Origin of the sequence: Bacillus thuringiensis (assembly GCF_022095615.2) — a bacterium.
In the GTDB taxonomy this organism is placed as follows: Bacteria; Bacillota; Bacilli; order Bacillales; family Bacillaceae_G; genus Bacillus_A; species Bacillus_A cereus_AG.
On the sequence record NZ_CP155559.1, the window covers coordinates 1,822,854 to 1,849,439 of the forward strand.

The window sequence follows — 26,586 nt, forward strand, 5'->3', positions numbered from 1 at the left end:
ATGAGTAACTGGATTAAACCTTATATACAACAAAATAAAGGTAGAATGACTGTAACTATTTTCCTTGGTCTTCTTGGAGTTAGTTCAGGTGCGATGTTACTGTTCATTTCAGGTTATTTAATCTCTAAATCTGCTCTTAGACCCGAAAATGTAATGGCTGTATATGTTCCTATCGTTGCAACACGTGCGTTTAGTATAGGACAAGCGGTATTTCATTATTTAGAGCGTTTAGTTGGACACGATGTCGTACTACGCATATTAGAAAAAATGAGAACGAAACTATATAGAATAGTAGAACCGCAGGCGTTATTTTTCCGTTCGCGATTTCAAACGGGCGATATGTTAGGTATATTATCCGAAGATATAGAGCATTTGCAAAACCTATATTTACGTACAATATTTCCTAGTCTATTAGCATTAGTTGTATATAGCATATTCGTACTTGTTATCGGTGCATTTGATATAGTATTTGCACTTATTGCAGCATGTATGTTGGCTATAATCGTCTTTCTTCTTCCGTTTGTATCATTATTTTTAATGAAGCAACACCATGTCACTTTAAAACAAGGAAGAAGCCGTTTGTATCAACAACTAACAGACGCTGTTTTTGGGTTATCTGATTGGCAAGCAAGTGGTAGAAAAGATGAATTCATTGATAAGTATGTAGAGCAAAATGCTCAGTTGTTAAAAACGGAAAAAAGAATGAAGCGCTGGAATCATATTCGGGACAGTATCATTCAATTAGTAGTGGGGATTGTAGTTATTTCAATGATCATATGGACTGGAAATGAGGCGGCAAGTGAACAGATTGCACCTACCGTTATTGCGGCTTTCGTCTTAATGACGTTATCAGTCACAAACGCGCTTATTCCTCTTTCAGATGCTATCGATCGAATTCCATCATATGTAGAATCTGCTCATCGTCTAAATAAAGTAGAAGGTAATGATGTTTTACAGGATGAAAAGGAATTACATGAGGATAAAGATTATGTTGCATCAAAACATATAGACATTGAATTAAATAATGTATCGTATCGTTACCCAGATAGTAATGACTTTGTATTGAAAGAAGTATCACTGCAAATAAAGGCAGGAAAGAAAATCGCCATTTTAGGAAGAAGTGGAACAGGAAAATCTACTTTGTTAAAATTGTTAGCAGGTGCGCTAAACCCGTTACATGGTGAAGTTTTATTGAATGGTGAACATGCTCATACGAATCTTTTATCAAAATATATTTCTGTATTGAATCAAAAGCCGCATTTATTTGATACGACAATTGGAAATAATGTGCGAATCGGTAAACCAGAGGCTACGGATGAAGAGATATGGACAGCTTTAGAGAAAGCACAATTAGCTTCGCATATAGCTTCTCTTCCAGATGGATTGCAAACAAAAATGCATGAAATGGGAAAAAGGTTTTCTGGTGGAGAAAGACAACGGGTTGCTTTTGCTAGAACGTTAATGCAAGAGGCTCCAATTATTGTACTGGATGAACCTACGATCGGCTTAGATCCAAAGACAGAATTATCTTTAATAGAAACGATGTTTTCTGCAACAGAAGAAAAGACTGTTATTTGGATTACGCACCATCTTGTAGGAATTGAGCATGTTGATGAAGTAATATTCCTTGATCGTGGTCAAATTGTGATGCAAGGTAGTCACGAACAACTTCTGAAAGAAAATGAAAAGTATCGTAAACTTTATGAGTTAGATAAAGGAATATAGTTTGAATAAGTAATAATTGTAAAAATAGCTATGCCTAATGGTGTAGCTATTTTTTTGTTAAGAAATATATATTATTCTTTTTAAGGTATAGATTTATCCTGCCATTTGCGGATGGTAAGCCCCTCTGATTAAATATTTGGCTTTACATTATTTTATAATAGTAATTATATGGATAATAAATAGCTAATCAATGGACTGTATTATTGAATGTTTATATATAGGAGTAAAAAGTAGGATATTTTATTTCAGACTTGCATAAAAGTTCTATATGGTTTTAGTCATGTGACTTTGTGTCGCGTACGTATATAAATATTATGCGAAAAGGTGGAGGAATAAGATGAGAAATCGTTTTGGAAAAAGTGAAGAGGCGATAGATCAAATTCCGTTGGTAAGTGTATTAATTCCTACTTATAATCGTCCATGCTACTTTGAACAAGCATTATGTAGTGTGTTAGAACAAACATATTCTAATATAGAAATCATCGTTGGGGATGATAGTACGAATGACGAAACAGAAAAGGTTATACAAAAATATATGTGTAATCATTCAAATATTATTTATATAAAAAATAGGTCAACCCTTGGACAATTCGAAAATGCACTTATGTTATTTAACGAGTCAAACGGCGCTTATATTAACTTTTTAATGGATGATGATATGTTTCATGTAGATAAAATTGAAAAAATGATGAAATATTATGTTAATGATTCGAATAATGAAATTAAACTTGTGACATCCCATCGTCAAGTAATTGATGATAAAGGAAAAGAATTACGACATATTTATTCAACTATACGTCTATTTGAAAATGATACGATTTTAGACGGGACAGAATTAGGAAATAGGGTAATTGTAAATCAAAAGAATTATATAGGAGAACCTACGACGGTGTTATTTCGAAAGAGTGATTTGAAAGAAGCGTATGGTATGTTTGATAACAGGAGGTATTTATGCAACGTGGATATTGCCTCGTGGTTATCTTTATTAAGTAAGGGAAAAGCAGTGTATATAGCGGAGACACTTAGTTACTTCCGATTACATTCAGGTCAACAGTTGAATGAATCCAATAAACTTATGGATGGATTAGAAGATTTTTCACATAGTATTATAATGGGAGAAAAGTATGGTTTTTTATCTACGGAAAAAGAATTATATAAAGCAATAACAAATTTTCTAGATTATGCAAGAAAATTTGTTCCACCATCAACATTATATACATTAGACTACTATCGAAAAATTAAGCTAAAGGAAATAAATATAGAAAAGAAAAAACAGTATAGAAATAACAACTCTCATTTACCGAAAGTTAGTATACTTATTCCTACCTCCAATAAACTTCATTACTTAGAATTAGCTCTAAAAAGTGCATTGAATCAAACATATGAAAATATTGAAATAATAATCTCTGACGAAAGTACGAACGGTGAAGTTCACGCGATGATTCAACCATATTTAAGTGAATATGAATGTATTACTTATGTTAAAAATGAAACTTCATTAGAAATTGAGAGCTTTAATAAATGTATAGAACTTGCAAATGGAAATTATATTAATTTTTTATTAGATGATGACTTATTTCATCCGGAAAAGATTAAAAAAATGATGAATTGTTTTTTTAGAATAGAAAATATTTCATTTGTGACGTCATACAGGGAACGAATCGATGAGAATGGAGAAGTATTGCCACCGTCAGCACTGAATATGAAAATCGCCAAAGAAACTACACTTTTTGAAGGAGAAGAATTAGGGAATTATATGTTGAAAAGTTTAAAAAATGTAGTTGGGGGGCCTACAACAGTTCTGTTTAATCGGAAGTTTTTTGGAGGGGATTTTGGTTGTTTTAAGGGGAAAGCTTATTCTGCTATTCATGATATTGCCACATGGCTAGATATGATGAATAAAGGAAAAGTAGTTTATATAGAGGAACCTCTTAGTTATTTTAGACAATATGGTGGGCAAAATCAAAGTGAAATGCAATGTAAGTTAAGAGCAATGGAAGAATGGATGGAATTAATAATAGATGCGTATAATAGTGGGTTTTTAAATTGTGAGCAAGATTATAAAGAGTGCTTAATTCATTGTCTGGAAAATACAGCGTTCCTAATGAAGGATGCAGTAAAAAATGGACAATTAAATCAAATTTATAATGAAAAGATAGATAAAGGACTAAATAAGCTAGTTAATCGTATATTTGAGAAAGATGTATGTTATTGTCAATTTTGCAATCAACAATTTGAAAAATTTTCTCCTTGGCCAGCACATTACGATTTTCCGAAATATAAATTTGAAATGTGGAATAAAGATACGGGGATTTGTCCGGTATGTGATTCGATGGATCGTGAAAGGTTATATCGTGAATATATTGAAATGGAAACAAATTTATTAGGTGAAAATGCTACTATGCTTCATATTGCACCAGAAGAGAAATTAAGAGGCTGGCTTGGGCAATATAAAAACATTACATATGTATGTGGAGATATTGAACCGAATGATCCATTAATGCAGGAAATTGATGTTACTACAATTCCATATGAAAATGATACATTTGATGTGATTTTATGTGGTCATGTATTACAGCACGTTCAAGATGATGAAAAAGCGATGAGAGAGTTATATAGAGTATTAAAGACAAATGGATGGGGAATTATTCAAGCGCCAATCGTAATGAATGTAGATAGTATTATAGAGAATGAATTAATTGTAACGCCAAAATTGAGAAGATTAGCTTTTGGTCATGAAGAACATGTAAGAATTTATAATCGATCAGGATTTATACACCGATTAATGAATGTAGGATTTAAGGTGGAATTGTATAACATAGCTGAAAAACAAGGAATGAGAAGTGCTAGGAAATTTGGCTTATCTGAAACTGAGGTACTCTATATTGTCCAGAAATGAAGAATTGAGGGGAATTGAAATAATTCGCATAATACGGATTATGGACAGTTAAATCAAAGTTTTGAAGAAGCATTAAACCTTTTAAAAAAAATTAATGCTTCTTATTTTAATTATAGAGCGATGTGCAACTTATTTTTTGGTTTTAAATTTAGCTGACAAAGGCAATACTGAGCCATAGTGAATGTAAAGTTGGAGGGCGAGCGTATATGTTTGATGAGGATGGGATTGTTTTAATTATGGAACCTGTTGATGAACGGAATATGAGGAAATTTATTTTTACTGTGCCGAAGTCAGTTTATGAAACAAAAGAGATTTTATTACATTACGGAACACCTCTAGGCCAAGGATATACAGACATTATAGAAGATATCATTAGTGTACATATAGAAATAGATATTTTAACGATAATAGGGCATGTGAGAAGTGAGTAAGAAACTTTAATTAATAGGGAATTCCCCTACTAAAAATTAGCTCGAACGAATCGGAATAAATGATGAGCTCCAAAAAAGATGTACTTAAAAATAAGTATGTCTTTTTTGTATTTAAATGAAGGGAATTAGAAGGTGGGAAGGTATAAAATTAGTTGGAATGTAAAACTTACTTATAGGTGATACATATGTGGGAAAATATTAGAATAACATTATTTAATGTATATACAATCATAACTATTTTCATTTTATTAATAGTCCCAATACTTGTTTCAAAGGGAAGCACATTGCTTCGAATTATGAATGCGGACAACTATCGTGCTAATCGAAAAGAGAAACTAAAAAATATAAATTTTTCACCAGTATCTCATACGAACAAAGATATGAAAGAGAATTTGAAAACACTTCATTTTACTGAGAAGTTACAATTACTCCGCAAAAATGTCGCAACAGATGCTGATATAACAATTCGGGAATTCAAAATTGGTCAAACAGATGTAAATGTAGCGATAGTGTATGTAAATGGTCTAATTGATAAAGAACTTATTAATGAAAATGTTTTAAAGTCATTAATGGTGAATTTTTTTGAAGTATATAAATTTGAAATTAGCTTGGCGACTAGTGATGAAATTAAAATGTTCCTCAAAAATTATGTGTTAACAATTGGTAGCCTAAAAGAATGCGATATAGTAGATGAAATGTATACAGAATTATTAACAGGATATACAGTGTTACTGATTGATGGAATGAAAGGAGTGCTATTATTAGAAACAAAATTGTGGAAAGTAAGGGGAATCGAAGAACCGATTACAGAAAATCTTGTACGAGGTCCGCGGATTGGGTTTACAGAGTCTTTAGGAGATAATATGTCTTTGTTACGTAGGCAATCTGGAAAAGCGCATGTAACGATTGATCAATTCAGTGTAGGGAACAGAACGAAGAAAAATGTTGTAATTGCCTATTTTAAAGATATTGCAAACGACGAATTAGTGAATGAAGTAAGAAATCGGATATGTTCAATTAATATTGATGATGTTGCAGAATCAGGTTATATTGAGCAATTAATTGAAGATAATTATTTATCACCATTTCCGCAAATTCAGAGTACAGAAAGACCAGATCGTGTAATGGGTGCTTTACTTGAAGGAAGGGTTTCTATCTTATTGGATGGTACACCATTTGCGTTAATAGTCCCAACTGGTTTTTCGATGTTATTACAATCTCCTGAGGATTATTATGAAAGGTGGATACCAGCTTCATTATTACGTAGTTTACGTTATATGGCTGCTTTTATTTCCTTATTTTTACCAGCGATTTATATATCCTTTGTGTCATTTCATCAAGGATTAATTCCAACAAAGCTTGTTATGTCTATGGCTGGAACGAGAATGGGAGTTCCATTTCCATCTTTTATTGAAGCGTTACTTATGGAAGTATCAATTGAAATATTAAGGGAAGCAGGGCTGCGATTACCGAAGCCTGTCGGACAAACAGTTGGTCTAGTTGGTGGATTGGTGGTTGGTGAGGCGGCTGTACAAGCAAATATTGTGAGTCCGATCATGGTTATAGTTGTTGCTTTAACGGCAATTTCCTCATTTGTTATTCCACAATATGGTGCATCAGTTGCGCTAAGAATGCTTCGTTTTGTAACGATGTTTTTTGCCGCGATTTTAGGGTTGTATGGAGTAATACTATTTGTATTACTATTAACAACACATTTAATAAAGCTGAAAAGCTTTAATATGCTTTATGTAACACCAGCTGTGCCATATCGTTTTAGTGATTTAAAAGATTTTATTGTTCGAATGCCTCTTAGGTTCATGAAAGTACGTCCAAAAATGTTGCACCCTAAAGATTCAATAAGAAAACGAGATAAAAGGTGAGATACATGGTACAAAAAGATAGTTTAACAACAGCGCAAGTAATTGTAATAGTGGCATCTACTATTATTGGAGTAGGGACGTTAATTTTACCTAGGGTAATAGCTGATAAAGTGCAAACACCTGATGTATGGATTTCGTTAATAATGGGGGGAGGCCTTGTTGTAGTTGCGGGATTAATTATGGGGAAGTTGAATAAACGGTTTCCTAATAAAACATTTTACCAATACAATACGGAAATAATCGGGAAATGGCTTGGTTATTTATTAACGATTTGTTTTACACTATATTGCGCTTCAATTGCAGCTTTTGAAATTCGAACGATGACGGAAGTTGTTTCTTCATATTTGCTTCCCAATACTCCTAGAGTTTGTATAGTCGTTCCGATGATGTGGATTGGTACATATTTAATTTTTGGAGGTATTAATGCAATTGCGCGATTTTTAGAGTTTTTCTTCGTAATAACTATAGGTCTTTTTTTGTTGTCACTTTTTTTAGGATTCAAGATATTTGAATTGAATAATATAAGACCAATTTTAGGATTAGGGATTATGCCGGTTTTGAAAGGCATACAGCCCACATTTTATGCTTTTACTGGTGTAGAATATATTTTAGTAATAACAGCCTTTATGAAAAATAAGCAATATGTTAATAAGGCAATTTTTATAGGTATTCTTATCCCGTTACTGCTTTATTTAGTTACTTTAATTTTAGTAATAGGTAGCTTGTCAATTGATGAAACTAGAATGCAAACTTGGCCTACAATTTCACTAATTAGGCAGTATGAAATGACGGGGATTTTTTTTGAACGTCTCGAACCTATTTTACTTTCTGTTTGGGTAATACAGATTTTTACTACATTTGTTACCTCGCATTACATCGCAGCTCTTGGTTTATCACAAATAAGTAGAAAGAACATTAATTTTTATATTTACATGTTACTACCTATTATATATATAATTTCAATACTACCTAAAAATATTAATGAGGTATTTAAATTTGGAGATGCATTAGGATATTGTATGCTAATCTTCGCCGTATGTATCCCGGCAGTGCTTCTTTTATTTTCAGTTTTAAGGAGAAAAAAAGATGAGGTATTGTAATCGGAAAAAGAAGTATTTCGTACTATGTATACTATCACTTATGTTGACTGGATGTTGGGATAGTAGGGATGTTGAGAAAATCTCATTAGTGATTGCGACTGCATATGATGAAGTGGAAAAAGGAGAGGGACAAGAAGATTTATTAATGCTTACGAATCAAATTCTTGTTCCGCAAGCATCTAATGGAAATAAAAGTACAGCGCAAAAACCATATTATAATGTATCCGTAACGGGGAATTCCATTAATCAAATGACTCGTGAATTTGCTTCTAAAGTGGATTATCCAATATTTGGACAGCACTTGAAGTTAGTGGTTTTAAGTGATAGGGTCGCCAAGAGGAAGAATATTCAAAAAGTTCTTAATTTGTATCTTCGTGATGAAGAATTACGTAGAAGCTGTATTGTGGTCATTGCTAAGGGAAGGGCAAGTGAAGTATTGGAAGCAGGAAAAAATACAAACATTCCAGCTGAGAGAATACTAAATATTTCAAGTAATGGTTTTGCAACTACTAGAATTATTCCTCAAATAGGAATAGGTAAAGTATCTAGTTACTTTACTGCTGGGAGAAGCTTTCTCTTACAAAGTGTCGAAACGAATAAGAAGAATGTGAAATTTGCGGGAGCAGCTGTAATTGAAGGGAAAACAAAAAAACTATTAGGTTTTCTTAACCAAAAAGAGGTTGACGGAGTATCGTGGATAAAAGGTCAGGGAATGAATGGAGTATTAACAACTAGAGATACAACTACGAAAGCTTTGGTGGTATATGGAATTGATACGATACATAGTAAGGTGACACCTTTTGTAAAAGGGGATGACATTTCGTTTCATATTAACATTACATCAGAAGGAAAACCTTCGGAAGATTGGTTTGAAACGGGAGATGTGTTAAGAAATGAAAAGTTATTAAAAAAAATTGAAAAGAGTCTAGCACAAAAAGTAGAAGGGATAGTGAATGAATCTATACGTGTGGCTCAAGAAGAATATAAAGTAGATATTTTAGGATTTGATGACGTATTAAGAATTCATTTTCCGAGGGTTTGGGAAAAAATTAAAGAAAATTGGGATCAACAATTTAGCAAAGCTACAGTGAAATATAATGTAAAAATAAATATACATGATTTCGGAACGAAAGGATCAAAAAAATGAAGATTCTTACTACGGAATTATGTTTTTTATATAGTTTGACGTATATGCTGAACAGGATAATAATGATTTTTCTAGAATGGTTAATGAGGAAGATTAAAAAATATGATGTGATGAGGTGTATAAGAAGAAAGTAAAGTGTTTATAAATGTATAAAAGAATGACAATTATTTAGGAGGGAAAAATGAAGTTTACAAAAACGATGTTACTTTCAATTGTAGTTACAATTGGTTTAATGGGATGTTCACTAGTTGAACAAGGAAAGAATTCCATAGATTATGCTCAAAAAGCGACAGACTATGTAAATGAAATAAGTGCATTTGCAAATGATGCGCCAGCATTAGCTGAAAAGGCCGTTAATGATAGCGAAGCTCGAAAAGAATTAGAAACGAAGCTTAGTGAAATTAAACAAGATATACCCGCATTCAATGAATTAACGCCACCGGATGTAGCGAAGGATCTTCATCAGCAAATCGTCGGATATAATGAAAAGTTAAATACATTAATTGATACAGCGATGACAAAGGTAGAAGAAGGGAAAGTGGATGTAGAGCAATTTAAAAACTCTGAGCTTATGCAGACGGTAGATCAAGTTCGTGAATTGAAAGACAAGGTCCAAAATTTAGGACAATAATAAAAAAGCTCCGTTTGTGATGAACGGAGCTTTTTTATGTTTTCTAATGGAAAGTTTATAAAATTTTCTTCCTATAATATAGGTGTTTTTTATATCTTCCATTTTTCTAAAATATGTATTGTTTTATTGGTTACATCCATGTTCACTTGAACACCTATCGGCATAGTAATCATCGGATGGGTATGACAACAATCAAAGTCAGCAAGTAAAGGGATGCTTTGGTTTTGCAATACTTCTAATAATATTTCATAAGGTTTGCGCTTTGTACCACAATCATCAAATTGCTCATGTTTTCCAAGAAGTATACCTGAAACTTTATCAAATACACCGTTAATTTTAAGTAATGAAAAGCTTCTTTCAATAGTAGCTGCATCTTTTGAGCTATCCTCAATAAATAAAATATCGCCTTCTTGAATGCTTGGCATATAAGGGCTACCCCAAATGCCTTCTATTGTATTTAAGTTCCCACCAATAATACGTCCAGTAGCTTGTCCGTTTGTTACAGACATCCAACTATTATGTCTACGTTCTTTTTCTTTCGTCTTCATTTCCCAATTAATAAATTCATCTGACCAAAATAAAGGCTGTTTTATGTTGTAAGGAAGCGCTTGATCGTGTAGTAATGTTTCTGCAAAATATTTGTATGTATAATCTACAAAAGGCTCAAATTCTCCAAAGGAGGGAACGAGCGCCGGACCATAAAATGTAGGGATTCCTGTTTTTGCATAAATCCCTAGTAATAAAGCTGTTGCATCTGAATAGCCAATCATTATTTTAGGGTTATTTTGAAAAGCTTCATAATCAATATAGGGTAATAAGGAATTAGAATTCATACCGCCAATTGTTGACATAATACAAGATACATTAGGATTTCTTATTAAAGCATTCAGTTCCTCGGCGCGCTCTTGTATACTGCCAGAACGATAATAATCATATCGACCTGTTAGTGAACCTTCTAATATGTGAAATCCTTTCTGTTGTAAATAAGATTTCGCTCGTTCAAATCTTTTAGGAGAAGTGTAGGTTGCTGGTGAAGAGGGCGAATAAATGCCGATTGTGTCTCCGTATTTTAATGTTTTTGGAAGTAGCATCGTAAGAATCCTTTCTATTAAGTAGTTAAATTACGACAATATAACATTGAATATTCTTATATTTCGGTATTCTAATTATAACATAAATGTATTAGATGAATAAATATGCTTTTTGCCTTGACGATATAAAGTAATTATTGTTATGGTTAAACGTGAGTGTATAAAAGGTTTGCTAAAGGAGTTTTGAAATGAAGCGGTTAAAATGGGGAAGGCTGACGATCCTAGTAGTCATTATTTTAGGGATATGTTGGTTCTTATTCCAAGGAACTCAAAAGAGTGCAACAAATATAGAGGGACAACCTTTACAGGTGGCAGAACTACCTAAAACAGAATTAGCTGAAAAAGTAGTGCCACCAAAGTACATACCACCGGAAATTGATGCGAAAGCAGCTATGATTATCGATGCGAGTAATGGAGATATTATTTATCAACATAATGAAAATGAAGCTTTTGCGCCAGCAAGTATGTCTAAGATGATGACAGCGTACCTACTATTAGAAAATGTACATAATGGGAAAGTTCGCTGGGAAGATCCGGTGAAAATGAGTGCGAAAGCGGCACAAACAGAGGGTGCGAGAATCCCAGTCCAAGTTAATGACGTATTGACTGTTAAAGACTTGTTCCATGCATTAATGATTGAATCAGCAAATAATTCGGCTGTAGCTTTAGCAGAACATATGGCAAAAACGGAGAAAGATTTCGTTCAGCTTATGAATGCAAAAGCGAAGCAGTTAAAAATGTCGGATTATGCTAAATTCGCAAATGCATCAGGACTACAAGAACCTGATGGAAGTGAGACGAAGATGACAGCTGCTGATGTAGCAAACTTGGCGTATCATCTTATAAAAGATTATCCAGAAATATTAGAAGTGACTCATTTACGTCAAAGTCAGTTAGCATTTAATAATATTAATGTTATAAGTACAAATGATATGTTAAATAAAAATAATAAAGCTTTATATATAGAAGGAATAGACGGATTAAAAACAGGATTCACAGATAGCGCAGGGTATTGTTTTACGGGTACAGCAAAACAAGGCGATACTCGTATTATTACAGTTGTAATGGGTACGAAAGGTAAAACGAAGCGTTTTACAGAGACAAATAAGCTAATGTCTTATGCATTTGGCTTAGTTAATTAAGTGAAATACTGAGTTAGATCATCATATAAGAAAGGCAGTTTGTTGTTACTTATTATCGGTAACAATAAATTGTCTTTTTATTTTTAGCATTAGGAAATAAAAAGGTAAAAAATGTGAGTGTTATTATTTGAGTTTAGTATTGTTTGTTGATAGTATAAAGTTAGAAACTTATTAATAATAAGTTTCGAGAGGCGGAACATGATGTATACATATGAAAAAGCCTCAAATGAAAATTGGAGGGAATTAAGATGGCAAAAGATTTTTACTCAGCAATTGAAGACCGAAGATCTATTTATGCGATTAGTAAAGAGCAAGTAGTTTCTGATGAGAAAATTCAAGAAGTGATTTATCATGCCGTAAAACATACACCTTCAGCTTTTAACTCTCAGAGCGCTCGCGTTGTCGTTTTGCTAGGAGAACAACATGATAAGTTATGGGATATTACGAAAGAAACGTTACGAAAAATTGTGCCTGAAAATAACTTTGCATCTACTGAAGAAAAAATGAATGCATTTAAAAGTGGTTATGGAACGGTTTTATATTTTGAAGATAATCAAGTGGTGGAAGAACTGCAAGAAAACTTTGCATTATATAAAGAGAATTTTCCAATTTGGTCTCAGCAATCTTCAGGAATGTTACAATTTGCAATTTGGACAGCTTTAGAAATTGAAGGATTTGGTGCTACATTGCAGCATTACAATCCATTAATTGATGAAGAAGTGAGAAAAGAATGGAAAATTCCAGAAAACTGGAAACTAACTGCCCAAATGCCGTTTGGTAAACGGGTGGTAACTGCGGGTGAAAAAGAATACCAACCTTTAGAAAACCGTGTGAAAATTTATAAATAATGTAGGAACGATAAAGTGAAACTTTAATCAGTGGGGAGTTGTTCATCCCCCACTGATTATTAGCCTTCACCAATCGGGCTTTTATAAATAGTAAGGATTTTTTTGATAGGAATTTTTCATCTGATTTTTTAATTCGTTTTTACGTATTTCAATAGTTGATATTTTTTGTAAGGTAATAATTGAAACGAATTGAAAAAAAGCATAGTACATTTCTATATTTTTATTTATAGGGTCATCTATTATGTTTTTCATAAATATACCTCCTTCTTTAATCCCCATATTTGCAGGTAATAAGACTTCCATCTCAAAATTCAATGCTACGTGGAGAATATCAACCTGTAAAAGTATGATTGGTTTCCGGGTAGGGTGAATCATACTTGTATGGAGTAAGATACCAATATATATATGATAATATATATATCCTAAAAATTCCATATACAGTGAAAAATAGTTAGTGGAATGTACATTTTCGTCAAATTAGAACAGAATTTTTGAAGTTAAATCTTACAAATCGTCAAATCTTTTAAAAACGATAGATAGTATTTAAAAAAAGTTTTCTGAAAATATTATACTGTTGATAAAAAAAGCATTTTTTGTCATGATTAGAGTATGCTTTATGGAAGGAACTTTACTAGGAACTACATTCTTTGCATTGTATTAGATTAATAGAGTTTTTCAAATTGGATAGAAAAAGAAAAATATATATTAAGATAATGAATGACATGTCGAATTTTCAATGAAATACATAAGGGATTTGAAAAAATCATTGCAAAAGCATTGCGTTTAATGGTAAAGTTCACATGAAGTTCACACGGAATTCACTTCATTCATTTAAAATGAACTCTGTGTGAAAAATAAAACTCTTGTTAAAAAATGGAACTTAATGAATATTTTACTTTGATAATATTGTAAAGTATTAAGTTTATAAGTTTTTTAAAGAGGATAGTAGGGAAAGGAAGTAAAGACAACTTATGAAAAAAGTAATTGCAGGTTTAGCAGCAGCTTCAGTAGTGGGTGTTGCAGTTCCAGGTATGGATTCTGCTCAGGCACAAGTTTCAAATGAGGCGCTAAAAGAAATTAATGGACAAAATCAAACTCAAAATCAAACGACTGTAACTGAAACAAAAACTGTAGAAACAAAATCTGACTTAAAATACACAGTAACTGCTGATGTATTAAATGTTCGTTCAGGTGCTGGTACAGGACATAACGTGATTTCTAAAGTGAAATCAGGTCAAGTACTACAAGTAATTGGACAAGAAAATGGCTGGTTCAAAGTAACTGTAAACGGTCAAACTGGTTATGTAAGTGGTGACTTCGTAACGACTGGTGGTAAAACAGGAACTACTGTTCAACAAGGAACTGGTACTTACACAGTAAACGTTTCTTCACTTAACGTACGTACAGGCCCAAGTACATCTCATACAGTATTAGGTTCTGTAAATAAAGGCAAAACAGTACAAGTTGTTGGTGAAGTACAAGATTGGTTTAAAATCAACTTCAATGGTGGAACTGGATACGTAAGCAAAGACTTCGTAACAAAAGGTGGTTCTGCTGTATCTAACCAAACACAACAACCAACTACAAACAACAACACTACTACAGTTCAAACTGGTGGTTCGTATGTTGTTAACACTGGTGCTTTAAAAGTACGTACAGGTCCAGCTACATACAACGCTGTAATCGGTGGCGTAACACAAGGTAAAGTATTAAACGTTACTGGCGCTGAAAATGGTTGGTACAAAATTAACCATAACGGCCGTACAGGTTACGTAAGCGCAGACTTCGTTAAGTTTGTAAAAGGCGGAGTAAACAACGTTACAAATAACAATAACGTTACAAATAACGTTCAACAGCCGGGTAAAGACGTACAAAAACCAACAACAGGTGGAGATACATCTTCAATCGCTGGATTCGCTAGATCTTTAAATGGTTCACCATACAGAACTGCTGGTACAACACCTGCTGGTTTTGACTGCAGTGGATTCATTCATTACGTATTAAATCAAACTGGCCATAAAGGCGCTCGTCAAACAGTTGCTGGATACTGGAGTTCTAAAACAAAAACTAGTAATCCACAACCAGGTGATTTAGTATACTTCCAAAATACTTATAAATCAGGTCCTTCTCACATGGGTGTTTACTTAGGAAACGGTCAGTTCATTAGTGCAGAAACTGATGCAACTGGTGTACGTATTAGTTCTGTAAGCAACTCTTACTGGAGCAAGCACATGTTAGGTTACACAAAAGCATACTAAGAAAAAGTAGTTTTATATACTTTTCGTATAGAGAAAAGGCTTTCCAGGGAAACTTGGGAAGCCTTTTTATAGTTTAATAAATTTGGATGTAATAGTTTTCACTGTAACTTCCCATTTAAAAATCGAGCGTATAGGTCATGGAAATAGTTAGGGCGAAATAAGTTTGCTGCATGTCCTGCTAACGGTATTTCTTTATATAAAACGTTGGGAAGAATGGATTTTAAATCAAAAAGACAAGATTTATAGAGATGATCATGTTCACCCATTACCCATAGAATAGGGTGGGGAAGTGATTTTAATTTAGATTTCAAATCGAATTCTAACCGGTGTCGTAATGATTGGGCAATAATTGATGAATGTAATTGCAATCCGAAACGGTAATAAATATTTCTTGAAATGACTGCGAACGGATTTGCCTTTAGTATGCCACTTGGAAAAATGGTATTTGCGTATTGAGAGAGCCATTTAGAGTAATCGTCTCCCCGCTTCTCCCAAAATTTCTGAAATACGTTATATAAAAGGGATGGATTATTATAATGTCCACCAATGTGACAAATGCTCAATACTTTTTCAGGATGCATTTGTGCAAAAATTGTAGAGATGTAACAGCCGTAACTTAGAGCACAAATATGAGCTTTTTGAATGCCTTCTTTTTCATATAAATTCAATAATTGATCTACGAGACGCTGTAATGAAAATTCGATATCTGCACCTTTATCATCACCGTGACCTAGTAAGTCATAAGTAATAACGTTGTAAGAGGCGGAAAATCGTTTATGCTCTTTTTTGAAGGCACGACGATTGCCAACTAAACCATGAATAAAAATAATTGTTTCCTTTTCGGAATGAATATTTGTTTGCAAAAAGGATACTCCTTTCAATAACGGGAGATTTATATAGTATTGTAAATTAGTTATTTATAATTCACATAGAATAATATTTAGCACTAGGTAATAATATCAGATATTTATATCTGTTGTAAAGATGCGTTTGTATGTATATTTTGTAAAAACAGAAAAAGTGTGTTTACATTCAGTTTACATTTGTATTGTATTCTATTTTTAGAAAGAACAGTTTGGTTTAACACGAGGAGATGAACATAATGGAAGTTAAAAATGAAATGAAGAAAAAAGGGAGTTGGAGGCAGTTTTTACGCCTTATTCAAGATACAAATCCTCCGAAAGGGATTCTTGCTTTTGCGTTATTAATGAGTTTGCTTTCTACGGGAGCGAGTTTATTTATTCCGATGTTAACGAAGGGATTAGTAGATAATTTTTCACTTTCGTCAATAAGTACAGGACAAATTGTTGGGCTAGTTGCATTCTTTATTATGCAAACTATAGCTGCAGGATTGTCTATATATTTACTAAATTATATAGGACAGAAGATCGTAGCTGGACTGAGAGAACGTTTGTGGAAAAAGGTGCTTATATTACCGGTAACTTATTATGATCAAAATAGAACAGGTGATACAATTAGCCGTATGACAAATGATACAGGAGTTGTGAAAACATTAATTTCTGAGCATTTGTCAAACTTATTAACAGGCGGTATTTCAATTGTTGGATCATTAATTGTACTATTTGTTTTAGATTGGAAAATGACACTTTTACTTTTAACCGTTATTCCATTATCAGTACTAATTTTAGTTCCACTTGGACGAAAAATGTATAAGATTTCAAAAGCCCTTCAAGATGAAACGGCTTCTTTTACTAGTGTATTAACACAAGTGTTATCAGAAATTCGTTTAGTAAAATCTTCGAACACAGAAAAAAAGGAATATGAAACTGGAAATAAAGGTATTGAAAAGCTATTACAATTTGGTTTGAAAGAGGGAAAAGTGCAAGCGTTAATTTCACCAGTTATGTCGTTTGTTTTAATGGCATTGCTTGTTATTATCGTAGGATATGGTGGAATGCGAGTTTCTAGCGGTGCATTAACAACAGGAGAACTAGTAGCGTTTATTTTATATTTAGTTCAAATTATAATGCCGATGAGTCAATTATCTATGTTCTTTACACAATTCCAAAAGGCAATTGGTGCAACGGAAAGAATTAATACAATTTTAGAATATGAAGTAGAAGATCATGAAACTGGTGTGAAGGTTACAAATGCTAAGCAGCCAATCGTTCTTGAAAATGTACATTTCGAGTATAACGAAGAAGAGCAAGTTTTAAACAATATTGATTTCACAATTGAATCAGGAAAAGTAACAGCAATCGTAGGACCAAGTGGTAGCGGAAAAACGACGTTATTCTCACTGTTAGAACGTTTTTATGAGCCAACTAGCGGTGCTATTAAATTAGGGAAAGACTCAATTAAGAATTATTCACTACAGTCATGGCGACGTCAAATTGGTTACGTTTCACAGGATAGTCCGTTAATTGATGGAACGATTCGTGATAATATTTGTTACGGTGTTGAGGGCGAAGTGACAGATGAAGAAATTGAAAAAGTAGCAGCGATGGCATATGTTGATGCATTTATTCATGATTTGCCAAACGGATACGCAACGGAAGTTGGAGAACGTGGTGTGAAGCTTTCTGGAGGGCAAAGACAACGAATTGCCATTGCCCGAGCATTACTTCGAAATCCACAAATTCTTATGTTAGATGAAGCAACTTCCAGTCTAGATAGTAAATCTGAGTCTGTCGTTCAAAAGGCATTAAATAACTTAATGAAAGGCAGAACAACGTTAGTTATTGCACATAGACTTTCTACTGTCGTGGATGCAGATAAAATTATCTTTATAGAAAAAGGGAATCTTACAGGAAGCGGTACACATGATGAATTATTACACACACATGATATGTATCGCGAATTTGCAACGCAACAATTGAAAATTAAAGAGGGTGCATTATAAAATGAATAATCAGTGGGGCTTATACTCCGCTGATTATTCATTTTTAAAGGTTTTATTAAGGATGCTAATTAGAAAGGAAATGGTTTCTTTGATACCTAACATTTTAATAGTGGACGACGATCCACATATTAGAGAACTAGTTTCTGTTTTTTTAGAACGCGAAGGTTTTCAAACATATGAGGCAGTTGATGGTCTAGATGCACTTCAGAAAATAGATGAAGTAAAAGTTGATATGGTTATTCTTGATATCATGATGCCGAATATGGATGGATTTGATGTATGTTTTGAATTAAGGAAGTACTATGATATTCCGATTTTGATGCTAACTGCTAAAGGGGAAACATCTCAAAAAGTAAAAGGATTTCACCTCGGCACGGATGATTATCTTGTAAAACCATTTGATCCGATAGAACTAGTAGTGAGAGTAAAGGCACTACTGAAACGTTACCAAATTACAGTATCACAATCGATTCAAGTTGGAAATGTACTGTTAAATCGTAAAACATTTGAAGTTTCAGTTGGAGAACAAACAGTTACATTACCGCTAAAAGAATTCGAATTGCTCTTTACTTTAGGTTCTAAAGCAGGAAGAACTTGTTCGAGAGAGCAATTAATTGAAGATGTATGGGGATATGATTTTGAAGGGAATGAACGTACATTAGACGTTCATATTAATCGGCTACGTGAGAAGTTTCAAGAAGAGAAGTCGAAGTTCAGTATTAAAACGATAAGAGGTTTAGGGTATCGCTTAGAGGTAAGTAAATGAGAAAAAGAAAAGAAATGAGTAAGTTGAAGATGTTGAAAGTAACGGGAGCGATAATAGCGCTCTTTTCTTTTCTCACTATAATTTGGTCTATCGCATTTTATGTAGCAACTAGTATATTGAATGCTTTTGAAATAAATGTATCGCCGTTTGTTGCCTTTCTAATTAGTGATATGGTCGGTTTTGTATTTATTGTTCTTATTTGGACATTGTTTGGGATATTAATGAGGCCAAAACGACAGGCAATGATTTGGACTATTATTGAACCGATACAAAAAATTGCAAAAGGAGACTTCTCCGTAAAAATACGAAATGAAGAAAAGTATGATGGAGAAATTGGTGTGCTCGTAAAAAGTATAAATGATATGACAGATGAATTGAATGCAATGGAGAAAATGCGTCAGGAATTTGTATCAAATGTTTCTCATGAAATACAGTCACCATTAACTTCTATAAAAGGATTTGCTAGAGCGCTACAAGATGACAAGCTTTCAGAGGAAAAAAGAAAGCATTACCTTACCATTATTGAAACGGAAACAACAAGATTATCTAAACTGAGCCAAAATTTACTGAAACTAACTCTTTTAGAGTCGGAAGAGTATACACCAGAAAGAGTGACTTATCGATTAGATCAACAGTTAAAGCAAATTGTGTTAAATAGTGAACCGCTCTGGGCTGAAAAAGAAATTGAGCTAGAACTTAATTTAGAGAAAGTGCACATTACTGCTGACCAAGAAAGTATGAGTCAAGTTTGGATTAATTTAATTCATAATAGTATTAAATTTACTCCAAGTGGTGGCACAATTACAATCCAGTTAAAAGAATGTGAGAAAGTAATGGAAGTACGTATTCGTGATTCGGGAATTGGTATATCTGAAAAGCAAAAACAACATATTTTTGAGCGTTTTTATAAAGTGGACTCTTCACGAAATCGTGCTTATGGAGGAAGTGGCTTAGGTTTAGCGATTGTGAAAAAAGTACTCGACCTTCATCAAGGAGAAATAAAAGTCGAGAGTGAGGAAGGGAATGGTACGGAATTTATTGTGTGTATTCCTAAGTATAAAGAGAGATAGTGTTAGGGGGGATATCTTCTAACACTATTTCTCTTTAAAAATACATTTACCGTTACTGCAACTATATTGATAAGCTTTTCCTTCGCTATTCATACGGTATGAGTAATCTGATTCTTTATCTTTCTTAAAGTCAACATATGCTTCTGCACCGTTTTTATCATCATCTACATCAATGAATTGAACGCTGCGTATAGAATAATCTTTCTTTTCTCTTAAACCTCTTCCTTGCAAGTTTGTATGAATACCATCTACTAACTCGTCAAACAATGACCATTTTAAATTAAGATGGTCAAATGACTCAGTATGTCTTCCTAAAATGCTGTCGTCTTGTATTATTTTTTTATTATTATCGTATGTATAAGAGTATGTAAAATAAGGTTCGTCTTTATATACTACTATTGCATAATAGCCGATATTATAAAGGGGAGTATATTTTCCGGTGATACTTTGTATATCTTCTTGTTTGTAGCCTTTTATAGTATGAAGGTAATCACTAGTATCTTTTTCTATAACTTTATAGTTTAGAGGATTACCAAATGCAAAGTATATCCCGAAAAATATGATGCAAAGTCCGACTGCAGTTAGTGATAAGAACCATTTTTTTCTTTTCATACACATACACTCTCCTAGGCTGGATTTATTTTTATTTTACATGAATAATGGCAAAAATATGAGACTTATAAATAAAAACTTTCTATAGTTACCTATAAGTAACCTACGCACATGAAAGTGCATCATTGCCTTTTTACATAAACATAGATACAATTTTAATATAATAAACAACTGAAATGATTAAGGAGTGTTATACTTGGCAGAATTATTACAAGGTAAAAATGCTTTAATTACAGGAGCAGGTAGAGGGATTGGTCGTGCTGTAGCGATCGCATTAGCGAAAGAAGGCGTAAATGTCGGTCTTTTAGCTCGTTCAGAAGAAAACTTAAAAGCTGTAGCGAAAGAAGTAGAAGCAGAAGGCGTAAAAGCTGTTATTGCGACTGCTGATGTATCTTCATATGAAGAGGTAACGACTGCAATTGAAACGTTAAAAAATGGTTTAGGATCTATCGATATTTTAATTAATAACGCTGGTATTTCTAAATTCGGTAAGTTTTTAGAATTAGACGTTGCTGATTGGGAAAAAATCATTCAAGTAAACTTAATGGGTGTATACTATGCAACTCGTGCCGCTTTACCAAGCATGATTGAACAACAATCTGGTGATATTATTAACATTTCATCTACAGCAGGACAAAAAGGTGCACCTGTAACAAGTGCATATAGTGCTTCTAAATTTGGTGTTCTTGGTTTAACAGAATCGTTAGCGATGGAAGTTCGTAAGCATAACATTCGTGTAACAGCTTTAACGCCAAGTACAGTAGCAACTGATATGGCTGTAGATTTAGGATTAACTGATGGAAACCCAGATAAAGTAATGCAAGCAGAAGATATTGCAGAGTTTATCGTAGCGCAGCTGAAATTAAATAAACGTACATTTATTAAATCAGCTGGACTTTGGTCTACTAATCCGTAAGGGATAACTGTATAAACAAAAGAAGGGACATCTATTCTGTAATGGAGGAGATGTCCTTTCTTTATTTTTGTATATAAGACAAAATTTTCGGTATAATCGAAAGTGAATGGTAAAAAAGTATTGAGAAATTGAAGGGGATGGTATTTACATGAGTACGATTGAGAAATGGACGGCTGTTGATCAATATGTGAGTGATGTATTAATACCGAGAGATTCTACATTAGAAGAAGTTCTTCAAGCAAACGTTGCAGCTAATTTACCAGCACATGATGTATCGCCAACGCAAGGGAAGTTTTTGCAACTATTAGTACAAATTCAAGGAGCTCGGAACATTTTAGAAATTGGTACTTTAGGCGGATATAGCACAATATGGCTTGCAAGAGCATTGCCATCTGGAGGCCAAGTTGTTACATTGGAAGCAAGTGAAAAACATGCAGAAATAGCACGTAACAATATTGAACGTGCTAATTTGACTGATAAAATTGAAATGCGAATAGGGTTAGCATTAGATTCTTTGCAACAAATAGAAGATGAGAAGTATGAACCGTTTGATTTTATCTTTATAGATGCTGATAAACAAAATAATCCTGCTTATTTTGAATGGGCACTGAAACTATCACGCCCGGGTACTGTAATCATTGGGGATAATGTAGTACGCGAAGGAGAATTAATTAATAACACTAGTAGCGACCCTCGTGTACAAGGGATACGTCGCTTCTATGAATTAATAGCTGCTGAGCCACGTGTAAGTGCTACAGCGCTTCAAACTGTAGGAAGTAAAGGGTACGATGGATTTGTGATGGTAGTCGTAAAAGAATGACGAAAAGGTGGCAAAAAGATGAAAAAGAAGTTTCAAAAATTATAACGTGTATCATGTGCAACACAGCTAGCTCGTGGGCCTCCAACACACATAAAAATATAAGTTTATATAAAAATTGGAGGTTAGGAATAGATGAGAACTGAAAAAGAAATGCTAGACTTAATTATTAATACAGCAAAAGAGGATAAAAGAATTCGGGCTGTTATCATGAATGGATCACGTATAAATCCAAATGTGAAAAAAGATTGTTTTCAAGACTATGATATTATGTATGTTGTACATGATATACAATCTTTTACGTCTAATCATAATTGGATTCATAGATTTGGAGAAATAATGATTGTACAAATGCCGGAAGAAATGTCATTAGTTCCAGCAGATGAAGACGGAAAATTTCCATATTTAATGCAGTTTATGGATGGAAATCGAATTGATTTAACGCTCGTTCCATTTGATTTGATAAATAAGTTCGTTGGACAAGATAGTTTAAGTCAACTACTTCTGGATAAAGATAATTGTATTGTTGAATTTCCACCTGCAAGCGATAAAGACTACTTAATAAAAATGCCTACAGAAAAAGAGTTTTTAGATTGTTGTAATGAATTTTGGTGGTGTAGTACGAATGTGGCAAAAGGGTTATGGAGAGAAGAACTTTCTTATGTGAAAGGGATGCTTGATGGTCCGGTGCGAGATATGTTCATCGTAATGCTAGAATGGCATATTGGTATGAAAACAGATTTTACAGTTAATGCAGGGAAGTTTGGGAAGCATTTTAAGCAATACTTTGAAGAAGATGTGTGGGAGCAATTTAAGAAAACATTTTCTAATGCAGAATATGAAGACATATGGGAGTCATTTTTTGTAATGGGAGATATGTTTAGGAAAGTTGCGAACGGATTTGCGAACGCTTATGGATATCAATACCCGCAAGGTGATGATGACAGAGTGACAAGTTATTTAAAACATGTGAGAACATTACCGAGAGATAGTAAAGTAATGTATTAATTTTATTGAGTAATAGGACTGTCCCAATAATGGACAGTCTTATTTTTGTTTATGAATAACAATTTCTCTAACAAAGTGCAGATGAATCACATATGAAATTTTAGGGAGGTTTTTTATCATGTATTATTTTTATTCGTCAGAAATGTTTGCTCCATATCAATGGGGACTAGAACGAGATGTTTCGTATGCCTATATGCCATATAGCTCATTTTATTATGGAGACTATATAAGCTCATTGCCATACGCATATATCCCAAGGAACTATGAAGTACAAATGAAAGCTGATGAGCGTGGATCGTGGACACCATTTTCGTGGGTCGAAAAATATGCGTACGCATTTTCAGGACCGTACAATAAAGCGGAAGTCGCTCTTACATTTGATGATGGACCAGATTTAGAATTTACGCCAAAAATTTTAGATAAGTTAAAACAACATAATGTAAAAGCGACTTTCTTCTTGCTTGGTGAAAATGCAGAGAAGTTTCCAAATGTAGTAAAACGTATTGCGAATGAAGGGCATGTAATTGGCAATCATACGTATAGCCATCCGAATTTAGCGAAAGTAACTGATGCTGAGTACCGTAATCAAATTATAAAAACAGAAGAAATATTAAATCGTTTAGCTGGTTATGCACCGAAATTAATTCGTCCGCCGTACGGTGAAATACTTGAAAATCAATTGAAGTGGGCAACAGAGCAAAATTTTATGATTGTACAGTGGAGTGTTGATACAGTTGATTGGAAAGGTGTAAGTGCCGATACGATTACAAATAATGTGTTAGGGAATTCATTTCCAGGTAGTGTCATCCTGCAGCATTCAACTCCAGGTGGGCATTTACAAGGATCTGTAGATGCGCTAGACAAAATCATTCCGCAGTTAAAAACGAAAGGGGCACGTTTTGTAACACTTCCAAGTATGTTCCAGACATCGAAAGAAAGAAATTGAATATGTTATAAATTGGAAACGATAGGGTTGTGTCGTATAATGAGAGTGTAAGGTAGGGGGGATATAATTGATTGAGGCACTAGTAAACATAGGAATGAGCATATTGATTGGTGTTATATTTATACTTGCGGCACTTATACTTCAAAAAAATCCACCGACAGATATTAACGCGGCATATGGTTATCGTACGAAGCGATCTATGAAAAATAAGGAACTATGGGATGCGGGTAATAGGTATAGTGCAGAAGTGATGAAACAAAATGGTTTCATCATGATGTTAATTGGAAGTGTTATTAGTATACTGTTTAGATATCCGCATACAATGATAGCGGTTATGATTGTTATGCTGTTGTTAATTATTCGCTTATTTATACAAGTAGAGAAAAGGCTGAAGCTCCTTGAACAATGATGATAAATAAAATAGGACTCCCTGGATATTATAAACTAGGGGTCCTATTTTATTTATAAATTATTATTTTTTTAGTGATTTTTTTCCTTGTTTTATAACAAATTCGTAATATTGAAGGTCATAAGGGTAAATATCTTCAAATGTTATCGTTATCGGTTTATTGCTTAAAACAGAAATAGCCGTAAAAGATGCAATCTCTTTTTTTAATAGTTGTAAAAAAGAGGTTGCATGTACTTTCATTACATCATCTACTTCTTCACCTGGTACAAATGGAAGTGGATTGATGACATTGTGGAAATACATATGACAAAACTCGCGATCTGTAAGATTTGAAATTTCATAATCTATTTGAAAGATGCCTTTGTATGCTAAATCAGTCGTTTGAAAAGAAAGCCCCAATTCTTCTTCAATTTCACGAAGACCACCAATTTGTACATCTTCATCATGCATAATATGTCCGGCTGAAGTAATATCCCATATACCCGGAGCTTCTTTTTTATTTTTAGAGCGTAATTGGAAATATAAAAACATATCTTCAGCATCTTTTTCTACAAACCAACAATGAAATGTTTCGTGCCAATCACCGTCACGATGCACTTCATCACGCAATTTCTTCCCAAGTGTATTTCTTTCAGGATCAAATATTGTTAACCACTCTGTCATTTTAATTCCCCTTTCTGCAAATTTTATTATACAATATTCGTATTGAATTTTGGGAAAATAAAGAAAAAGGAGTGTTTATAAGTGGGGATAGAGAGTAAGGAAATAAAATCGATTATTTCAACAGAGGAAGAATTACGACAAATATTGGGGCAACCAAGTGAGCGAGCTTTGAAAAAAGTTATTTCATCACTAGACCACCATTGTGTAGATTTTCTGTCTAAATCTCCTTTTCTAGTATTATCTACTGCAAATAAATTAGGAGAGTGTGATGCTTCGCCGAGAGGAGATGCACCTGGATTTGTATATGTATTAAATCAAAATAAAATTATCATCCCTGAAAGACCGGGTAATCGTCGCATAGACTCTATTTTAAATATTATTTCGAATCCGCACGTAGGATTAATCTTTTTTATTCCTGGTCTTGGGGAAACACTCCGAATAAACGGTAAAGCATATATTACAAACGATGAAGAAATTTTGAAAGAAATGCAGGCGAATGGACGTAATCCGTTACTTGGAATCGTTGTTGAAATAGAAGAATGCTACATACATTGTGCAAAAGCTTTTATTCGCTCTAAGATGTGGGATCCAGAATCTTGGTTACATAAAAAAGAGTTACCTTCAGCAGCAAAAATGTTAATGGAACATGCGAAAGTGAATGCGTCAGAAGAGGACGTTGCACGTTCTTTAGAAGAAAGTTATAAGAAAAGATTGTATTGAAAAAACTTTATTCATATAGTTTTACAAAGTGGATGTGTACGTGATTTAGAATGGGATATTTATATTATGAAGGATTGATGTACAAGGTGGAGAAATAACAAAATAGGTAAATCGAGCGGTAGTGGCATAATACTATTGTAAAATATAATAGAAATTGATTTTGAAAATTGTTAGTAAAAATAGGCTTGCTTTTTAAAAAGTTGATAACTATAATAAGTTAACAAATAGACATGAACGAAAAAGTAACGATAAGGACATGAAATCATTTTTACGGTTTACAGAGAGGGAAGTCTAGGGTGTGAGCTTCCTAACACGAGAAATGGTTTTACCACCTTTGAACTTCAATAGTGAACGAGTAATCTAGTAATTATTGACGGAATCAGCCGTTATCTGAACTTGAGCAATCTAGAAGGAAATAAGTCTGGATTGGAACAAGGGTGGAACCACGAAAACACATTCGTCCCTTTCCTAGGGATGAGTGTGTTTTTTTATGGAATCAGAGATTGAAAATTAAAATAATTTAAAAAATAGTATTGATTTTGTTGTTTATACGAGTATAATGAGTTAACAAATAAACATGAACGAAAAAGTAACGATAAGGACATGGGATCATTTTTACGGTTTACAGAGAGGGAAGTCTAGGG

Annotated in this window: 24 protein-coding genes and 2 other annotated features (1 of these 26 cut by a window edge); of the genes, 19 read left to right on the forward strand and 5 right to left on the reverse strand. The window is 33.4% G+C overall.

Going from position 1 to position 26,586, the window contains the following annotated elements:
* The 7 genes from cydC (at position 1) to KZZ19_RS09460 (ending at position 9,813) form a co-directional block, all read left to right on the forward strand.
* On the forward strand, positions 1 to 1,725 hold the full coding sequence (gene cydC, locus KZZ19_RS09430; RefSeq protein WP_237981353.1) for a thiol reductant ABC exporter subunit CydC: 1,725 nt from the start codon (positions 1 to 3) through the stop codon (positions 1,723 to 1,725).
* Positions 1,726 to 2,062: 337 nt separating this feature from the next.
* Positions 2,063 to 4,624 carry a glycosyltransferase gene (locus KZZ19_RS09435; protein WP_237981352.1) on the forward strand — a complete coding sequence of 854 codons (2,562 nt, stop codon included), beginning with the start codon at positions 2,063 to 2,065 and terminating at the stop codon, positions 4,622 to 4,624.
* A 206-nt stretch (positions 4,625 to 4,830) separates the two neighbouring features.
* Positions 4,831 to 5,055: a hypothetical protein gene (locus tag KZZ19_RS09440; protein ID WP_237981351.1), complete on the forward strand. Its 225-nt coding sequence runs from the start codon at positions 4,831 to 4,833 to the stop codon at positions 5,053 to 5,055.
* Between the two features lie 296 nt (positions 5,056 to 5,351).
* Positions 5,352 to 6,935 carry a spore germination protein gene (locus tag KZZ19_RS09445; RefSeq protein WP_432442726.1) on the forward strand — a complete coding sequence of 528 codons (1,584 nt, stop codon included), beginning with the start codon at positions 5,352 to 5,354 and terminating at the stop codon, positions 6,933 to 6,935.
* 5 nt (positions 6,936 to 6,940) lie between these two features.
* Entirely contained in the window at positions 6,941 to 8,035 is a 1,095-nt protein-coding gene (locus KZZ19_RS09450) for a GerAB/ArcD/ProY family transporter (RefSeq protein WP_237981350.1), read from the forward strand.
* Positions 8,022 to 9,182 carry a Ger(x)C family spore germination protein gene (locus KZZ19_RS09455; protein WP_237981349.1) on the forward strand — a complete coding sequence of 387 codons (1,161 nt, stop codon included), beginning with the start codon at positions 8,022 to 8,024 and terminating at the stop codon, positions 9,180 to 9,182. The genes KZZ19_RS09450 and KZZ19_RS09455 overlap by 14 nt, the downstream gene beginning before the upstream one ends.
* A 181-nt stretch (positions 9,183 to 9,363) precedes the next feature.
* Positions 9,364 to 9,813, forward strand: coding sequence for a DUF6376 family protein (locus KZZ19_RS09460; protein WP_237981348.1), 450 nt, complete (start codon positions 9,364 to 9,366; stop codon positions 9,811 to 9,813).
* An 89-nt stretch (positions 9,814 to 9,902) separates the two neighbouring features.
* Here KZZ19_RS09460 and KZZ19_RS09465 read toward each other — a convergent pair whose 3' ends face one another.
* On the reverse strand, positions 9,903 to 10,904 hold the full coding sequence (locus KZZ19_RS09465) for a S66 family peptidase (protein WP_237981347.1): 1,002 nt from the start codon (positions 10,902 to 10,904) through the stop codon (positions 9,903 to 9,905).
* Positions 10,905 to 11,092: 188 nt separating this feature from the next.
* Here KZZ19_RS09465 and KZZ19_RS09470 point away from each other — a divergent pair, with 188 nt between their 5' ends.
* Entirely contained in the window at positions 11,093 to 12,046 is a 954-nt protein-coding gene (locus tag KZZ19_RS09470) for a D-alanyl-D-alanine carboxypeptidase family protein (protein ID WP_237981346.1), read from the forward strand.
* A gap of 248 nt (positions 12,047 to 12,294) precedes the next feature.
* Positions 12,295 to 12,894 carry a nitroreductase family protein gene (locus KZZ19_RS09475; RefSeq protein ID WP_237981345.1) on the forward strand — a complete coding sequence of 200 codons (600 nt, stop codon included), beginning with the start codon at positions 12,295 to 12,297 and terminating at the stop codon, positions 12,892 to 12,894.
* 81 nt (positions 12,895 to 12,975) lie between these two features.
* Here KZZ19_RS09475 and KZZ19_RS09480 read toward each other — a convergent pair whose 3' ends face one another.
* On the reverse strand, positions 12,976 to 13,146 hold the full coding sequence (locus KZZ19_RS09480) for a DNA mismatch repair protein MutT (protein ID WP_237981344.1): 171 nt from the start codon (positions 13,144 to 13,146) through the stop codon (positions 12,976 to 12,978).
* 719 nt (positions 13,147 to 13,865) lie between these two features.
* Here KZZ19_RS09480 and entFM point away from each other — a divergent pair.
* A complete protein-coding gene (gene entFM / locus KZZ19_RS09485; protein WP_237981343.1) occupies positions 13,866 to 15,152 on the forward strand; it encodes an enterotoxin EntFM in 1,287 nt (428 codons plus the stop codon).
* Positions 15,153 to 15,250: 98 nt separating this feature from the next.
* On the opposite strand, the gene KZZ19_RS09490 is transcribed toward entFM, so the two are convergent.
* The gene (locus KZZ19_RS09490) at positions 15,251 to 16,015 is read right to left on the reverse strand and encodes an alpha/beta fold hydrolase (RefSeq protein WP_237981342.1); all 765 of its coding nucleotides are present in this window, start codon (positions 16,013 to 16,015) and stop codon (positions 15,251 to 15,253) included.
* A 239-nt stretch (positions 16,016 to 16,254) separates the two neighbouring features.
* Between KZZ19_RS09490 and KZZ19_RS09495 the strand changes: the two genes are divergently transcribed.
* From KZZ19_RS09495 to hitS, 3 genes are all read left to right on the forward strand, one after another.
* On the forward strand, positions 16,255 to 18,015 hold the full coding sequence (locus KZZ19_RS09495) for an ABC transporter ATP-binding protein (protein ID WP_237981341.1): 1,761 nt from the start codon (positions 16,255 to 16,257) through the stop codon (positions 18,013 to 18,015).
* Between the two features lie 88 nt (positions 18,016 to 18,103).
* On the forward strand, positions 18,104 to 18,781 hold the full coding sequence (gene hitR, locus KZZ19_RS09500; protein ID WP_237981446.1) for an envelope stress response regulator transcription factor HitR: 678 nt from the start codon (positions 18,104 to 18,106) through the stop codon (positions 18,779 to 18,781).
* Positions 18,778 to 19,851: an envelope stress sensor histidine kinase HitS gene (gene hitS / locus KZZ19_RS09505; protein ID WP_237981340.1), complete on the forward strand. Its 1,074-nt coding sequence runs from the start codon at positions 18,778 to 18,780 to the stop codon at positions 19,849 to 19,851. Before hitR ends, hitS begins: the two co-directional genes overlap by 4 nt.
* A 24-nt stretch (positions 19,852 to 19,875) precedes the next feature.
* On the opposite strand, the gene KZZ19_RS09510 is transcribed toward hitS, so the two are convergent.
* Positions 19,876 to 20,469, reverse strand: a complete 594-nt coding sequence (locus KZZ19_RS09510; RefSeq protein WP_237981339.1) for a DUF3139 domain-containing protein — start codon at positions 20,467 to 20,469, stop codon at positions 19,876 to 19,878.
* 190 nt (positions 20,470 to 20,659) lie between these two features.
* On the opposite strand from KZZ19_RS09510, the gene KZZ19_RS09515 reads away from it, so the two are divergent.
* From KZZ19_RS09515 to KZZ19_RS09535, 5 genes are all read left to right on the forward strand, one after another.
* A complete protein-coding gene (locus tag KZZ19_RS09515) occupies positions 20,660 to 21,379 on the forward strand; it encodes a 3-ketoacyl-ACP reductase (protein ID WP_000818985.1) in 720 nt (239 codons plus the stop codon).
* A 148-nt stretch (positions 21,380 to 21,527) separates the two neighbouring features.
* Positions 21,528 to 22,199: an O-methyltransferase gene (locus KZZ19_RS09520; RefSeq protein WP_237981338.1), complete on the forward strand. Its 672-nt coding sequence runs from the start codon at positions 21,528 to 21,530 to the stop codon at positions 22,197 to 22,199.
* A 132-nt stretch (positions 22,200 to 22,331) separates the two neighbouring features.
* Entirely contained in the window at positions 22,332 to 23,204 is an 873-nt protein-coding gene (locus tag KZZ19_RS09525) for an aminoglycoside 6-adenylyltransferase (RefSeq protein WP_237981337.1), read from the forward strand.
* 118 nt (positions 23,205 to 23,322) lie between these two features.
* Positions 23,323 to 24,150, forward strand: a complete 828-nt coding sequence (locus KZZ19_RS09530; protein ID WP_237981336.1) for a peptidoglycan-N-acetylglucosamine deacetylase — start codon at positions 23,323 to 23,325, stop codon at positions 24,148 to 24,150.
* Between the two features lie 70 nt (positions 24,151 to 24,220).
* Positions 24,221 to 24,559 carry an SdpI family protein gene (locus KZZ19_RS09535; RefSeq protein ID WP_140392440.1) on the forward strand — a complete coding sequence of 113 codons (339 nt, stop codon included), beginning with the start codon at positions 24,221 to 24,223 and terminating at the stop codon, positions 24,557 to 24,559.
* A 63-nt stretch (positions 24,560 to 24,622) separates the two neighbouring features.
* Here KZZ19_RS09535 and KZZ19_RS09540 read toward each other — a convergent pair whose 3' ends face one another.
* Positions 24,623 to 25,222, reverse strand: a complete 600-nt coding sequence (locus KZZ19_RS09540; protein ID WP_237981335.1) for an NUDIX hydrolase — start codon at positions 25,220 to 25,222, stop codon at positions 24,623 to 24,625.
* 81 nt (positions 25,223 to 25,303) lie between these two features.
* Between KZZ19_RS09540 and KZZ19_RS09545 the strand changes: the two genes are divergently transcribed.
* A complete protein-coding gene (locus KZZ19_RS09545) occupies positions 25,304 to 25,942 on the forward strand; it encodes a pyridoxamine 5'-phosphate oxidase family protein (RefSeq protein WP_237981334.1) in 639 nt (212 codons plus the stop codon).
* Positions 25,943 to 26,178: 236 nt separating this feature from the next.
* Positions 26,179 to 26,410 (forward strand) — a binding site (T-box leader).
* A gap of 115 nt (positions 26,411 to 26,525) precedes the next feature.
* Positions 26,526 to 26,586 (forward strand) — a binding site (T-box leader); it runs 171 nt beyond the window's last position.